This window comes from Pseudomonas sp. AC463 (genome assembly GCF_979253585.1).
This window is the reverse complement of record NZ_CEEDDZ010000011.1, coordinates 158,017-171,964: the sequence shown is the minus strand read 5'-3', so window position 1 is coordinate 171,964 and position 13,948 is coordinate 158,017. Positions and strand designations below refer to the sequence as shown.

General features: G+C 63.5%; 11 protein-coding genes. 6 read left to right on the top strand and 5 right to left on the bottom strand.

What is annotated here, in order from left to right; translation table 11 throughout:
- The first annotated feature begins 5 nt into the window (after positions 1-5).
- The 4 genes from AC0IYH_RS16045 to AC0IYH_RS16030 all read left to right on the top strand — a co-directional run bounded on the left by AC0IYH_RS16045 (position 6) and on the right by AC0IYH_RS16030 (position 6,483).
- On the top strand, positions 6-2,396 hold the full coding sequence (locus tag AC0IYH_RS16045; RefSeq protein ID WP_471835080.1) for a hybrid sensor histidine kinase/response regulator: 2,391 nt from the start codon (positions 6-8) through the stop codon (positions 2,394-2,396).
- 69 nt (positions 2,397-2,465) lie between these two features.
- Positions 2,466-4,118 (top strand): acyl-CoA dehydrogenase family protein, encoded by a 1,653-nt coding sequence (locus AC0IYH_RS16040; RefSeq protein WP_471835079.1) that lies wholly within the window; start codon positions 2,466-2,468, stop codon positions 4,116-4,118.
- A 184-nt stretch (positions 4,119-4,302) separates the two neighbouring features.
- A complete protein-coding gene (amn, locus tag AC0IYH_RS16035; protein WP_163821460.1) occupies positions 4,303-5,775 on the top strand; it encodes an AMP nucleosidase in 1,473 nt (490 codons plus the stop codon).
- 141 nt (positions 5,776-5,916) lie between these two features.
- The gene (locus AC0IYH_RS16030; RefSeq protein ID WP_471835121.1) at positions 5,917-6,483 is read left to right on the top strand and encodes a pseudouridine synthase; all 567 of its coding nucleotides are present in this window, start codon (positions 5,917-5,919) and stop codon (positions 6,481-6,483) included.
- Here the strand turns inward: AC0IYH_RS16030 and AC0IYH_RS16025 are convergent.
- Both AC0IYH_RS16025 and AC0IYH_RS16020 read right to left on the bottom strand, forming a co-directional pair.
- Positions 6,478-6,687 carry a DUF2788 domain-containing protein gene (locus AC0IYH_RS16025; protein ID WP_025999909.1) on the bottom strand — a complete coding sequence of 70 codons (210 nt, stop codon included), beginning with the start codon at positions 6,685-6,687 and terminating at the stop codon, positions 6,478-6,480. The two genes, AC0IYH_RS16030 and AC0IYH_RS16025, sit on opposite strands and share 6 nt — an antisense overlap.
- A gap of 141 nt (positions 6,688-6,828) precedes the next feature.
- Complete coding sequence (locus AC0IYH_RS16020; RefSeq protein WP_003194418.1) at positions 6,829-7,308, bottom strand: Lrp/AsnC family transcriptional regulator; 480 nt, start codon at positions 7,306-7,308, stop codon at positions 6,829-6,831.
- Positions 7,309-7,706: 398 nt separating this feature from the next.
- Between AC0IYH_RS16020 and AC0IYH_RS16015 the strand changes: the two genes are divergently transcribed.
- The gene (locus AC0IYH_RS16015) at positions 7,707-8,819 is read left to right on the top strand and encodes a DUF6515 family protein (protein ID WP_471835077.1); all 1,113 of its coding nucleotides are present in this window, start codon (positions 7,707-7,709) and stop codon (positions 8,817-8,819) included.
- Here AC0IYH_RS16015 and AC0IYH_RS16010 read toward each other — a convergent pair.
- Together AC0IYH_RS16010 and AC0IYH_RS16005 are read right to left on the bottom strand one after the other, a co-directional pair.
- Positions 8,816-9,709 (bottom strand): cation diffusion facilitator family transporter, encoded by an 894-nt coding sequence (locus AC0IYH_RS16010; protein WP_471835076.1) that lies wholly within the window; start codon positions 9,707-9,709, stop codon positions 8,816-8,818. The two genes, AC0IYH_RS16015 and AC0IYH_RS16010, sit on opposite strands and share 4 nt — an antisense overlap.
- Positions 9,710-9,718: 9 nt before the next feature.
- Positions 9,719-10,138 carry a polyribonucleotide nucleotidyltransferase gene (locus AC0IYH_RS16005; protein ID WP_116629371.1) on the bottom strand — a complete coding sequence of 140 codons (420 nt, stop codon included), beginning with the start codon at positions 10,136-10,138 and terminating at the stop codon, positions 9,719-9,721.
- Positions 10,139-10,248: 110 nt separating this feature from the next.
- Here AC0IYH_RS16005 and hrpB point away from each other — a divergent pair, with 110 nt between their 5' ends.
- Positions 10,249-12,756 (top strand): ATP-dependent helicase HrpB, encoded by a 2,508-nt coding sequence (gene hrpB / locus AC0IYH_RS16000; RefSeq protein ID WP_471835075.1) that lies wholly within the window; start codon positions 10,249-10,251, stop codon positions 12,754-12,756.
- A gap of 119 nt (positions 12,757-12,875) precedes the next feature.
- Here hrpB and AC0IYH_RS15995 read toward each other — a convergent pair whose 3' ends face one another.
- On the bottom strand, positions 12,876-13,895 hold the full coding sequence (locus AC0IYH_RS15995) for an alpha/beta hydrolase (protein WP_471835074.1): 1,020 nt from the start codon (positions 13,893-13,895) through the stop codon (positions 12,876-12,878).
- Positions 13,896-13,948: the final 53 nt, after the last annotated feature.

Here is a 13,948-nt window from a genome sequence, read left to right as displayed (position 1 = left end):
GCTCTATGCGCTATTTGCTGATTTTATTGTTGTGCGCGCTACCGATGCTCGCCAGCGCCATCGAGTTCAACCAGGACACCCGCAGCCTGCCGCTGGGCCGAGCCATGCAAGTGCTCGAAGACCCGACCGACGCCCTCACGATTGCTGATGTCAGCGCGCCCTCTGCCGCCACCCGGTTCAAACCCCACGACAAAGACACCCTCAACGCCGGCTATTCGCGCTCGGTGTTCTGGCTCAAGGTCAACCTGCATTATTTGCCCAACAACACCCAGGCCCAACGCACTTGGTTGCTTGAGCTGGCCTACCCGCCGCTGGACCACCTCGACCTGTACCTGCCCGACGGCAACGGCACTTACCGCCTGGCCGGGCGCACCGGGGATGCGCTGCCGTTTGCCAGCCGCGAGATTCGCCAGAACAACTATCTGTTCAAGGTCGACTTCAACCCCGGCGAGGCGAAAACCGCCTACCTGCGTCTGCAAAGTGAGGGCTCGATCCAGGCGCCGCTGACCCTCTGGTCGAGCACCGCGTACCTTGAGCAGCAGCCGTTGCGCCTGTACGTGTTGGGCCTGATCTACGGCGTGTTGCTGGGCATGCTGGTCTACAACCTGTTTATCTACCTCAGCGTGCGCGACACCAGCTACCTCTATTACATCTTCTATATCGCCTCGTTCGGCATGTACCAATTGTCGGTGAATGGCGCGGCGGTGGAGTATTTCTGGCCGAACAACCCGTGGTGGGCGAATGCCGCGACGCCGTTCCTGATCGGTTCGGCGGCGCTGTTCGGCAGCCTGTTTGCGCGCAGCTTCCTGCATACCGCGCAGCACAGTCGCTGGATCAACCGCCTGCTGCTGGCGCTGGTGGGGTGTGGCGCGGTGGTGATGCTGTTGTCGCTGATGACCAGCTACGCCCTGGCGCTGCGCCTGGCCACCGGTTTGGCGCTGGTGTTTACCGTGACTATCTTCGTCGCCGCCATCAAGGCCTGGTACTGCGGCCAGCGCGTGGCGCGTTACTTCATCATCGCCTGGTCGGCGTTCCTGCTGGGCGGGGTGGTGAACACGCTGATGGTGCTGGGCTACCTGCCCAATGTGTTCCTCACCATGTACGCCAGCCAGATCGGTTCGGCGATTGAAGTGGCGCTGCTGTCCCTTGCCCTGGCTGATCGCATCAATGCCATGCGCGAGCAACAGGCGCAGATCCTCTTCGACGCCAGCCAGAAGCTCGAAGTGCTCAACCTGCAACTGGCGCGCAGCAATCGGCTCAAGGACGAATTCCTCGCCACCCTGACCCACGAACTGCGCACGCCCATGAATGGCGTGATCGGTTCCCTCGAACTGATGCAGACCGTGCCCCTGGACAAGGACCTCGCGCAGTACCAGCAAACCGCCGCCGGCTCGGCGCGGGACATGATGCGCATGGTCAACGGCATCCTCACCCTTACCGAGCTGCAAGCCGGGCGCCTCAGTTCCCAGCCCCAGGCGTTCAGCCTGCGCGGGGTACTCGACACCTTGCGCCAGCAATTTTGCGCCAGTGCCCAGAGCAAAGGCCTGGAGTTTTCCATCGACGTGGCGCACGAACTGCCCGACCGCGTGGTGGGCGACGCCGACAAACTGCTGCAATGCCTGGATTGCCTGCTGGACAACGCCTTTAAATTCACTCACGACGGGGCGGTACGCCTGCGCGTGGTGGGCGTGCCCGACAGTGACGGCAGTGTGCGCCTGAGCTTTATCGTCACCGACACCGGTATCGGTTTTGCTTACCTCGATGAGGCCACGCTGTACCAACGCTTCTTCCAGCTCGATGGTTCCACCACCCGCGAATATGGCGGCCTGGGCATCGGCCTGGCGATCTGCCGCCAATTGATCGAGCTGCTCGGTGGGCGTCTCACCCATCATTCCGAGCCACGCAAAGGCAGCCGTTTCCAGTTGGACGTGGCGGTTAACCCGGCGCCGGCCGAGCCCAGGCAGGCGCCGGATCGGCAACGCGCGCCGCAGGACTGCAGGGTGCTGCTGGTGGATGACAACAGCGTGGGCCAATTGGTGGTGCGCGGCATGTTGCTCAAGCTCGGTTACCGGGTGAAAACCGTCGACAGCGCCCCGGCAGCCCTGGCTGCGTTGCGGGAGGAAAACTTCGACGCCGTATTGTTGGATATCCCTGAGGGTGGTTTCTCATTGTGCTGTCAGATTCGTGCTTTGCCTGGCTGCGCGGAGTTGCCAGTGATCGCCTTGGGTTCGTCGCTGAATGTGTCGGAGCGCGAGCACTGCCATGGCATCGGGATCTCCGAGCGGCTGGTCAAACCCGTGCGTTTCGAGGCTTTGCAGGCGGCGCTGGAGCGACGTTTGTTGCAACCGACAGAGGGTGAAAGCGCCGGGAGTTCGGCGGGTATGCCACTTTTTTAAAGCCAATGACGGTGCTTAACTGAATTCAAGGCCTGATCCGAGCGTGGCCTTTTTTCCAGGAGGCCCGCCATGAACCTGCATCAATTCGCCGAAACCCACGACGTCACCAACCAGCCGCCATCCCTGGACGGCGCCAACCTGTACCGCATCGACTTGCCCCTGCAAGAGTGGTCGCGCCGCTTTGGCGCCGGCTGGGCGCAGGCGCGCATCGATGCCTACGGTGCGCTGGCCGGTGGGCCGTTGATGGAGGCCGGGTTCCTGGCCAACCAGAACAAACCGGTGTTCAGCAGCCATGACCGTTATGGGCATCGCATCGACCTGGTGGAGTTTCACCCCGCCTACCATGAGCTGATGCGCACCGCCGTCGAGCATGGCCTGCCGTCGCTGCCGTGGGCGCATCCGCAGCCCGGCGCGCACGTGGCTCGCGCGGCCCTGACCTACCTGCACAGCCAGGCCGAAGCTGGCACGGGTTGCCCGCTGACCATGACCTTCGCCTGCGTCCCGGCCTTGCGCCTGCAGCCCGACCTGGCGAAAACCTGGCTGCCGAAAATCCTCAACACCCACTACGACTCGCGCAATGTCGGCATCGCCCACAAGGCCGGCGCCACCATTGGCATGGCCATGACCGAGAAACAGGGCGGTACCGACGTGCGCGCCAACACCACCCGCGCCTACCCGGTGGGCGCCGGCGGCCCGGGCCAGGCCTATGAGCTGGTGGGGCACAAGTGGTTCTGTTCGGCGCCGATGTGCGATGGGTTCCTGACCCTGGCCCAGACCGACAAGGGCCTCAGCTGTTTCCTGCTGCCCAGGCACCGCCCGGACGACACGCGCAACGAGTTCTACATCCAGCGCCTGAAGAACAAACTCGGCAACTGCTCCAACGCGTCCAGCGAAGTGGAGTTTCGTGGGGCCCTGGCCTGGATGCTCGGCGAAGAAGGCCGTGGCGTGCCGACCATCATCGAGATGGTCGCCATGACCCGCTTCGATTGCATGGTCGGCTCCAGCGCCCTGATGCGCCAGGCGCTGACCCAGGCCAGCCATCATTGCGCCCATCGCACCGTGGGCGGCCGGGTACTCAGCGAGCAACCGCTGATGCAAAACGTGCTCGCCGACCTGGCCCTGGAAAGCGAAGCGTCGCTCGCCTTGAGCATGCGCATGGGCCGCGCGCTGGACCACCTGGGTGATGAACAGGAGGCCAAGTTCGCGCGGCTGGTGACGGCGGTGGGCAAGTACTGGATCTGCAAGCGCGCCCCCGCAATGATCAACGAGGCCGCCGAGTGCATGGGCGGCGCCGGTTATGTGGAGGACAGCATCCTGCCGCGGCTTTACCGTGAGGCGCCGGTGAATTCGACGTGGGAAGGCTCCGGCAACGTGCAATGCCTGGATGTGTTGCGCGCGCTGTCCAAGGAACCGGGCGTGCTGGAAGCGCTGTTTGTCGAACTCGGCGATGGGCATGGCGACAAGCAGCTGGCGCGGCATATCGAGCAGTTGAAAACCGCCTTCATGGACACCCAGGACATCCAGTACCGCGCGCGGCAATTGACCGAGGACATTGCCGTGGCGTTGCAGGCCAAGCTGTTGCTGGAGGCGGGGAATGCGGCGGTGAGTGATGGGTTTATCGCCAGCCGGTTGGGTGAGTCGTCGGGGCGGGTTTACGGCACGTTGCCGCGTGGAGTGGATGTGGAGGCGATAGTCGCTCGCTCAACCCCCCAATCTGGCTGAACAAATACAGTCAAATGTGGGAGGGGGCTTGCCCCCGATAGCGGTATATCAGCCAGCTTATCTGTTGCTGACACACTGCAATCGGGGGCAAGCCCCCTCTCACATTTTAAAGAGCATTCCAAACCGACTGTTTCAGTGAGGCCGGGTTACAGGCAAGATAAAGGCCTGCACGTCAGAACACAGGATGCTTACCGTGACCGAAGCTTTTGTTGTCGTTCAAACCGCCGAAGAGGCCGTGGACCGGCTGGCGGCCCTGCATGAGCGAGCTACCGGCGCGCTCAATCAGGCCCTCAAGCAATACCTCAAAGACCGCGTCGAACCCGACGCCGAACAACGCGCGCTGTTTCGCTACCCGGAACTGCGCCTGACCTACCACTGCCACGGCGAAGTCCCACAGACCACCCGGGCATATGCCAAGGTTCAGTTGCCTGGGACCTACAGCGTTACCGTCACCCATCCTGCGGCGTTCCGTAAGTACCTGCTGGAACAGTTGGTGCCGTTGATGCACGACTTCACCGTAACGGTCGAAGTGGGCGTCAGCCAACAGAACATCCCTTACCCCTACGTGGTGGAACAGGGCGACGAGTTGGCCGGCTCCGGTGTGACCGCCGCGACCCTGGCCCGCGTGTTCCCGAGCACCGACCTGTCGGCCGCCACCGATGGCATCGCCGACGGCCTGTACGACTGGGAAAACACCGACCCGCTGCCCCTGGCGCTGTTCGATGCAGCCCGCGTGGACTTTTCCCTGCGCCGCCTTGTGCACTACACCGGCAGCGACTGGCGCCATGTGCAGCCGTGGATTTTGCTGACCAACTACCACCGCTATGTCGACCAGTTCATCCTGCATGGCCTGGAACAACTGCGCAGTGACCCGCGTTTTATCCGCATGGTGCTGCCGGGCAACGTAGTCATCGACAAGAGCATGGACCACGGCGAAGCGTCGGCGATTGCCGCCGGCGTGGTGTGGCACCGCTACCAGATGCCGGCCTATCACCTGCAGGCCAGTGATGGCCACGGCGTGACCCTGGTGAATATCGGTGTCGGCCCGTCCAACGCCAAGAACATCACCGACCACCTGGCCGTGCTGCGCCCGCATTGCTGGCTGATGATCGGCCACTGCGGCGGCCTGCGCCAATCCCAGACCATCGGCGACTACGTACTGGCACACGCCTATATGCGTCGCGACGGCATCCTCGACCGCGTGGTGCCGCCGAACATCCCGATCCCGGCCCTGGCCGAAGTGCAGATGGCCTTGCAGCAGGCTGCGGCCAACGTCACTGGGGAAAAAGGTGAAGAGCTGAAAAAACGCCTGCGCACCGGCACCGTGCTGACCTACGACGACCGTAACTGGGAATTGCGCTGGGCTCAGGAACGGCCGCTGATCAACCTGTCCCGCGCCGTGGCGGTGGACATGGAAAGCGGCACCATCGCCGCCCAGGGTTACCGCTTGCGTGTGCCGTACGGCACATTGTTGTGTGTCTCGGACAAACCGCTGCACAGCGAGATCAAGCTGCCGGGCTCGGCCAACGCGTTCTATGAGCGCGCGGTGAGTCAGCACTTGAAGATCGGTATCGAGGCGGTCGACCTGTTGCGCACCGAACTCAACTCGCTGCACTCGCGCAAACTGCGCAGCTTCGACGAGCCGCCGTTCCGCTAAGCGGTTGGGATGGTCATTTAGCGGTCAGGCCACTAGCATTGTCGGTCCTGACCGTTAGATGTTCCTTCTGCCATGTCCCGTCCTACCCGCCCCGATGCGCGCCGCCCTGGCGTGAAACCCCCGTATTCTGCAGCGCGTCGCGTGGCCAAGGCGCCGCCGGCCGAGCCGAAGCTGATTCTGTTCAACAAGCCGTTCGATGTGCTGACCCAGTTCAGCGACGAAGGCGGGCGCGCGACCCTCAAGGATTTTATCGACATCCCCGGCATCTACCCGGCCGGCCGCCTGGACCGTGACAGCGAAGGCTTGTTGCTGCTGACCAACGACGGCCAGTTGCAAGCGCGCATTGCCGACCCCAAGCACAAGCTGGCGAAAACCTACTGGGTGCAAGTGGAAGGCGAACCCACCCAAGAGCAGCTGCAACGCCTGCGCGACGGCGTAGAGCTTAACGACGGCAAAACCTTGCCCGCTGAGGCGCGGCAGTTGGATGAACCCGAATTATGGCCGCGCAACCCGCCGGTACGCTTTCGCAAAAACATCCCGACCTACTGGCTTGAGCTGGTGATTCGCGAGGGGCGTAACCGCCAGGTACGACGCATGACCGCAGCCGTAGGCTTGCCGACCCTGCGCCTGGTGCGCGTGCGCATTGGCGATTGGTCGATTGATGGCCTCGACCAGGGCCAGTGGAAGGAAGTGCCGGCGCGCTTATAAGGCGCCGGACTCGATCAGGCCGATCACCACGCTCTTGATGATGAACGCGGCCACGCCCAGCCCCAGCACGAAAAACAGGATGAACGAGCCGAAGCGTCCGGCCTTGGATTTCTTCGCCAGGTCCCAGACGATAAAGCCCATGAAAATGATCAGAATGGTGACCAGGCCGGTCATCATCCATTCTTCGAAGAGGGCGGGGTCGATGTTGTTCATGGTCTTTTCCGACAGGGCAGGCGGGCAGTATAAGGCAGCGTTACAGACACAACATTGACCTGGATCGAAGTGCAATCCAAATGTGGGAGGAGGCAAGCCCCCTCCCACATTTGAACCTCATTGTTCTTGAGGTCAGGTACGCAGGTGAGTCAGCGGCAGCTCGGTGCTGTTCAATACCTGGTTCAGCACAAAGCTTGACCGCACACTGGTCACGCCTTCAATACGGGTCAGATGCCCCAGCAGCAGTTTCTGGTAGTGATCCATGTCCGGCACCACCACTTTCAACTGATAGTCGGCATCCATCCCGGTCACCAGGCTGCACTCCAGCACCTGCGGCAGGGTGCGGATGGCTGCTTCGAAATTCTCGAAACGCTCCGGCGTGTGGCGGTCCATGCCGATGAGCACATAGGCCGTGAGGCTCAAACCGAGCATCTTGCGGTCGAGCAGGGCCACCTGGCGCGCGATGTAGCCGTCGTCTTCCAATTGCTTGACCCGGCGTGAGCAGGGCGACGGCGACAGGCCGATACGCTCGGCCAACTCCTGGTTGGAGATCCTCGCGTCGCGCTGCAATTCCGCCAAAATACTCAGGTCGTATCGGTCAAGCTTGCTCATTGGGTTGGCCTTTGTCGTAACTATTGCGGTGAATTATCTATGAAGGGTTAAAAATTGCGCAAGCACTGTTTATTGACGCAATCTTCGCAATCATCTGTCGGGCGCTGGCGGGTATCGTTATCAACAGAATCACCGCCTGGACAACAGTCCACTTACAGCTCGCCCAATCAGGCCGGCTGCGGCCGCCACCCCAGCAGGGTTGAGTTGGCCTCCAGGCTGCACACTGTCCACAAGACGGCGTGAGGTGAGCCAACGCCAAAAGCGTTGAGCACGGACGAAGTTCTCAAGGGGTGGCCGACGGGTCACCCCTTTTCTTTTGCCTGCTGATAACCTGTGCGAGAACCGGGCCCGGCTTTTCCAGTCTCATGAACAGGCCCTAATCCGCAGTGAGGAATAGCATGAAGCGCATCTGGCGTTTGGCAGGTGTAGGTTTGCTGATGGTCACCGTTGGTGCGCAGGTTATGGCCGACGAGCGTGATAACGCACCGCGCCCCGAGGGCGGTGGTCAGCATGAAAGAGGCGAGCAGGGCGGGCAGCCACAGCGCCCGCAGAACAATCAGCCAAGGCCACAGAATAATCAGCCGCGCCCGGAGAACAACCAGCCGCGGCCACAAAACAACCAGCCGCGCCCGGAGAACAACCAGCCACGCCCACAGAATCAGCATTTCGACCGCGGTGGCCAGAACGGTGGCGGCCAGTGGCAAGGTCGCCCGCAGGGCAATGAACAGCCGCGACCGGTGCAGCAACCTCAGGTGCAACCGTCGAATAACCTGCCGATCCAGGGCCGCCCGGATACCGTGCGCCAGACCCAGGAACCACGCCAGGGCAACTACCGCGATATCCCGCGCCGCAATGATGGCAACCAGCATTGGGAAGCCGGCGGCCCGGGCTCGCGCCCTGGCAACAATGGCGGCGGTTATAACAACCACCACCCAGGCGACAATCGCTGGCCGGGCCGCCCCGACGGGCATGGCAATGGCTGGGGCCCGGGCCCGCAATATCGCCCTGGCTACACCATCGACCGTTTCCCCGACCGCAATTACCGCGTGCCTTACCGTGGCCAGGATTACTTCTTCTCCGGCGGCTACTGGTATCGCCCGCAAGGCCCGCGTTATGTCGTAGTGCGCCCGCCGTATGGCATCCGCGTGCAATACCTGCCGGACTACGCGCGCGAAGTATGGGTCGGCAGCGCATTGTTCTTCCTCGCTGCCGGCGCCTATTACACCTACGAAACCAGCAGCCAGCAGTACGTGGTGGTGCAACCGCCGACCCAGGTGCCCGAGCCGCCAGCCCCGCAAGGCAATGGCTATGACGTGGTGGCCTATCCCGCCAACGGCCAATCACCGGCCCAGGTGCAGCAGGACGGCTATGACTGTTATCGCTGGGCAGTGCAGCAAAGCGGCTTCGACCCGCAGGCGGTCACCTACGCACCAGACCCGGCGGTGGTGCAAACCTACCGCCAGGCCCAGGGCAACTGCCTGAGCAGTCGCGGCTATCAGGTCCAGTACTAGGTCTTGGTGCCCGTGACCACTTCCCGCGGGTCGGCGTGCACCAGCACTTCGGCGCGCGGGTAGGCTTGATGAATGGCATCGGCGGCCTGGTCGCTGATGCCGTGCGCCACTGACAGGGTCAATTCCCCCGGCAACTCCAGATGCAGCTGCACAAACCAGTGGCTGCCGGAAATCCGCGTGCGCAAATCATGCGCGCCCAGCACCCCCGGTACGCCCCGCGCCAGTTCCAGCATGTGCTGGCTCACGTCCGGAGGCAGTTCCTCATCCATCAATACCGCGAAGCTTTCCCGGGCGATCTGGATTGCGCTCCACAAGATGTAGGCGGCAATCCCCAAACCGAACCACGCATCCACCTGATTGAAACCGAAGCCCGCCAGCACCAGCGCCACCAAAATACTGCCGTTGAGCATCAAGTCGGAGCGGTAGTGCAGCGAATCCGCGCGCACCGCGTTGGAGCCGGTTTCGCGCACCACCCGGTGTTGCAGCATCAGCAGCGCTACGGTCAGCACCAGGGAGGACACGATCACGCCAATGCTCAACCACGGCGCGCCGACAGGCTCGGGGTGTTGCAGGCGGTCATAGGCCTGGAACGCGATCAACACCGCACTGCCGCCGATAAACAATGCCTGGGCCATGCCCGACAGCGATTCCGCCTTGCCATGCCCGTAACGGTGATCGTCATCGGCGGGGCGCAGCGCGTAGTGCACCGCCAGCAGGTTCAGCAGCGAGGTCACGCCGTCGAGCAGTGAGTCGGTCAACCCGGCGAGCATGCTCACCGAGCCACTGAGCCACCAAGCGATGGCCTTGGTCACAATCAACACACAGGCCACACCCACCGACGCGCGGGTGGCCAGGCGCAGAAGCCGTGCGTGTTCGGGACTGCTGGTCATGGGCAGTCCTTAAGCGGCGGGTTGCAGGCCCAGAGACGCGAGTTGTTGCACGCTGCCCTTGAACTGGATCATGCGCGGGTCGTCCAGCGGCAGGGTGCGCCCGGTTTCTTTCTGGATGATGGTTTGCAGCTTGGCGTTATCGACCTTACCGTCGGCGCCGATGGCTTCCTGGAGTTTTTCCGGCGCGACCTGGGCGGTCTTGCCCGGTTCGAAGTAGATGGCGCCGGTGGCGAAGTCCACCCCAAACGCGATCAGGCCAGGAATCACATAGAACAGCAGGCCCACGGCGTCGAGCACGGCGATGGTCGGGTCGATCTTGCCGTCGATCTGGCCACGGCGGTCGGGGTAGAAAATCGACCCGCAGGCCGTGAGCTGGCTCAGCAGGGTGACGGCCAGAACGCTGCCGATGACACGGGAAGCAATACGCATGAAGACTCTCCTGAACACGGTTGATACGCGACTATATCGCACTGCCATTGAGACCAGCGTCGGCATCCGGCAGTTCGCCGTTATACTCGCCGCTCTGCTTTGGAGCCAGTATGAATTCGTTGCCGATCGATGATGTTTTACCCGCCCTGCGTGACGCCTTGGCGATTCGCCATGAAGCCGTGCTGGAAGCGCCGCCCGGCGCCGGTAAAACCACCCGCGTGCCCCTGGCCTTGTTGAATGAGCCGTGGCTGGCCGGGCAGACCATCCTGATGCTCGAACCGCGGCGCCTGGCTGCGCGTGCGGCCGCCGAGCGGCTGGCCAGTGAGCTGGGGGAAAAGGTCGGTGAAACCGTCGGTTATCGCATCCGCCTGGACAGTAAAGTCGGCCCCAACACGCGCATTGAAGTGGTCACCGAAGGCATCCTCACCCGCCGCCTGCAGGACGACCCGGCGCTGGACGGCGTGGGCTTGCTGATCTTCGATGAATTTCACGAGCGCAGCCTCGACGCCGACCTGGCGCTGGCCCTGAGCCTAAACGGCCGCGACCTGTTTCGCGACGAGCAGCCGCTGAAAATCCTGCTGATGTCCGCCACCCTCGAAGGCGAACGCCTGGCCGCGCTGCTGGACGACGCGCCGATCCTGCGCAGCGAGGGGCGCATGTTCCCGGTGCAGATGCGCTGGGGTCGGCCGTACCAGGCCGGGGACTTTATCGAGCCACGCGTGGTGCAAACCATCCTCGAAGCCCTGCATGACGAAAGCGGCAGCGTGCTGGTTTTCCTACCCGGGCAGGCCGAGATTCGCCGGGTCAACCAGCAACTGGCTGACGCCCTGGGTGATCGCGCTGACGTGTTGCTGTGCCCGCTGCATGGCGAACTGGACCTCAACGCCCAGCGCGCCGCCATCGACCCGGCGCCCGTCGGTAAACGCAAAGTGGTGCTCGCCACCAACATTGCCGAAACCAGCCTGACCATCAACGGCGTGCGCGTGGTGATCGACGCCGGGCTGGCGCGCGTACCGCGTTTCGACCCCGGCAGCGGCATGACCCGCCTCGACACCCAGCGCATCTCCCGCGCCAGCGCCACCCAACGTGCCGGCCGGGCAGGGCGCCTGGAGCCGGGGGTGTGTTATCGCCTGTGGTCCGAAGACCAGCATGAAGGCCTGGCCGCCTATGGCAGTGCAGAGATCCTCGCTGCCGACCTCGCAGGTTTAGCCCTGCAACTGGCGCGTTGGGGCGTCACGCCTACCCAGCTCGTGTGGCTGGATATTCCACCCGCCGCCGCGTATGCCCAGGCCCAGGATTTGCTGGTGCGCCTCGGTGCATTAACTGAAGACAAACTCACCACCCACGGCCAGAAAATGGCCGAGCTGCCGGCCCATCCGCGTATCGCACACTTGCTGCTGCGCGGTCAGGACCTGGGCTTGGCGAACACCGCCTGTGATGTCGCGGCGTTATTGGGCGAGCGCGATATCTTGCGCGGCGGTGGCGCCGATCTGCACAGCCGTCTGGCGCTGCTGTCCGGAGAAGAACGTGCGCGCGGTACCCAGGGCGGCGTGCAGCGGGCCAAGCAACTGGCGCGGCAATATCGCGGCTATTTAAGAGGCAAGGCCACCCACGCCGTGGCCGACCCCGATCACCCGCGCTGGCTCGGCGCCTTGCTGGCGCTGGCCTACCCGGACCGCGTCGCCCAGCAACGCCGCCCCGGTGGCGCCGAATACCGCCTGGCCAATGGCCGCGCGGCGCTGTTCGCCGAGGCCGACAGCCTGATGAAACAGGCGTGGCTGGTGATCGCCGACCTCGGCAGCCGCCAGGGCCAGCGTGAAGAACGCATCTACCTGGCGGCGGATTTTGACCCGGCGCTGTTCGACACGGTACTCGCCGAACAAGTGCGCAACGTTGACCAACTGGATTGGGACGAGCGCGAAGGCGTGCTGCGCGCCGAGCGCCAGCGCAAAGTTGGCGAGCTGGTGCTCAGCCGCGAACCCCTCACCGGCCTCGACGAAGCCGCGCGCAGCCAGGCGCTGGTCAATTTGGTACGGCGCAAAGGCCTGGAGTTGCTGCCTTGGACCCCCGAGCTGCGCCAATGGCAATCACGCGTGATGCTGTTGCGCCAGCTGGACGCCGGCAACACCAGCGAATGGCCCGACCTCAGCGACAGCGCCTTGCTCGCCAGCCTCGAACACTGGCTGATGCCCTACCTGGGCAAAGTCTCGCGGCTGAGCCATTTTTCGAATTTGGATATTTCCAGCTTCCTGCACAACCTGCTGCCTTGGCCGCTGCCCCAGCGCCTGGATGAGCTGGCGCCGCAGCACGTGAAAGTGCCGTCGGGTTCAAGTGTGCGGTTGGACTACAGCGAGCAGCCGCCGATTCTGGCGGTGCGTTTGCAGGAGTTGTTCGGGTTGGCGGATACGCCACGCATTGCCGGCGGGCGTCAGGTGGTGAAGCTGCACCTGCTGTCCCCGGCGCGGCGGCCGGTGCAGGTGACGCAGGATCTGGCGAATTTCTGGCGCAGTACCTACGCCGAGGTGAAGAAGGATCTGAAGGGTAGATACCCCAAGCATTACTGGCCGGATGATCCGTTGATTGCCGAGCCGACTGCCCGGATCAAACCGCGAAAGTAATGTGGGAGGGGGCTTGCCCCCGATAGCGGAGCGTCAGTCACCAGATGTACCGGCTGACACACTGCCATCGGGGGCAAGCCCCCTCCCACATTACATATTCCAAAGTTATTGCCAGTAAATCAGTTCAAGTGAGCCTTCAACTCACCCGCCGCCTGGCGCATCGCGGCTTTAACTTCCGGGATATTGCTCAGCGGGTTGAGCAAGCCATAGTCATGGATCATCCCGTTGTAGCGCACCGCCGTCACGTCCACACCGGCCGCGTCCAGCTTGCGGGCATAGGCTTCGCCTTCATCGCGCAGCACGTCCAGGCCAGCGGTTTGCACCAGCGCCGGTGGCAGGCCGGTCAGTTGGGCGTTGGTGGCGCGCAGCGGCGAGGCGTAGATCTCGGCGCGTTGCTTGGCGTCGGTGGTGTAGCTGTCCCAGAACCAGCTCATCATGTTTTTGGTCAGGAAGTGGCCTTCGGCGTATTGCTTGTACGACGGGGTATCGAAACTGGCGTCGGTCACCGGCCACAGCAGCAGTTGGAAGCGCAGTTTCGGCGTGTTCTGCTCCTTGGCTTTCAGCGCAACCACTGCGGCCATGTTGCCGCCGACACTGTTGCCGGCTACTGCCAGGCGGCTGCCATCGACGTTGATCTCTTTGCCGTGCTCGGCCACCCAGCGGGTGGCGGCGTAGGCCTGGTTGATCGCGGTCGGGTAGTGCGCTTCCGGCGACGGCGTGTAGTCCACATACACCGCGACGGCGCCGGAGCCGACCACCAGGTCGCGGATCAGGCGGGCGTGGGTCGGGTAGTCGCCGAGCACCCAGCCGCCACCGTGGAAGAACATGAACACCGGCAGCTCACCCTTGACGTTGGCGGGGCGCACGATGGTCAGCTTGATGCTCTGGCCGTCGGCCTGGATGGTCTTGTCGCTGACCTGGATGCCCGACATGTCGACTTTCACCGAGTTCTGCGCGCCGGTCAGGACGGCCCGGGCGTCCTTGGGGCTCAGTTGCTCCAGGGGGCGGCCACCGCCGGCGGCCAGGGCGTTGAGGAACGCCTGGGTCTGGTGTTCCGGCACGGCGGTGTCGGCGGCGTAGGCGCTGCCGATGGACAGGGCGAGGAGGGTGGCGGTCAGGGCTTTTTTGAAAGTGTTCATGTCGTTTGCGCTCATTTTAAGTAGTGGAATGGGGAGGCCGCTTCAGCGCGTCT

Coding starts and splice junctions, on each gene's coding strand:
- AC0IYH_RS16045 (WP_471835080.1), top strand. CDS start 6: ATGCGCTATTTGCTGATTTTATTGTTGTGCGCGCTACCGATGCTCGCC.
- AC0IYH_RS16040 (WP_471835079.1), top strand. CDS start 2,466: ATGAACCTGCATCAATTCGCCGAAACCCACGACGTCACCAACCAGCCG.
- amn (WP_163821460.1), top strand. CDS start 4,303: ATGCTTACCGTGACCGAAGCTTTTGTTGTCGTTCAAACCGCCGAAGAG.
- AC0IYH_RS16020 (WP_003194418.1), bottom strand. CDS start 7,308: ATGAGCAAGCTTGACCGATACGACCTGAGTATTTTGGCGGAATTGCAG.
- AC0IYH_RS16015 (WP_471835077.1), top strand. CDS start 7,707: ATGAAGCGCATCTGGCGTTTGGCAGGTGTAGGTTTGCTGATGGTCACC.
- AC0IYH_RS16010 (WP_471835076.1), bottom strand. CDS start 9,709: ATGACCAGCAGTCCCGAACACGCACGGCTTCTGCGCCTGGCCACCCGC.
- AC0IYH_RS16005 (WP_116629371.1), bottom strand. CDS start 10,138: ATGCGTATTGCTTCCCGTGTCATCGGCAGCGTTCTGGCCGTCACCCTG.
- hrpB (WP_471835075.1), top strand. CDS start 10,249: ATGAATTCGTTGCCGATCGATGATGTTTTACCCGCCCTGCGTGACGCC.
- AC0IYH_RS15995 (WP_471835074.1), bottom strand. CDS start 13,895: ATGAACACTTTCAAAAAAGCCCTGACCGCCACCCTCCTCGCCCTGTCC.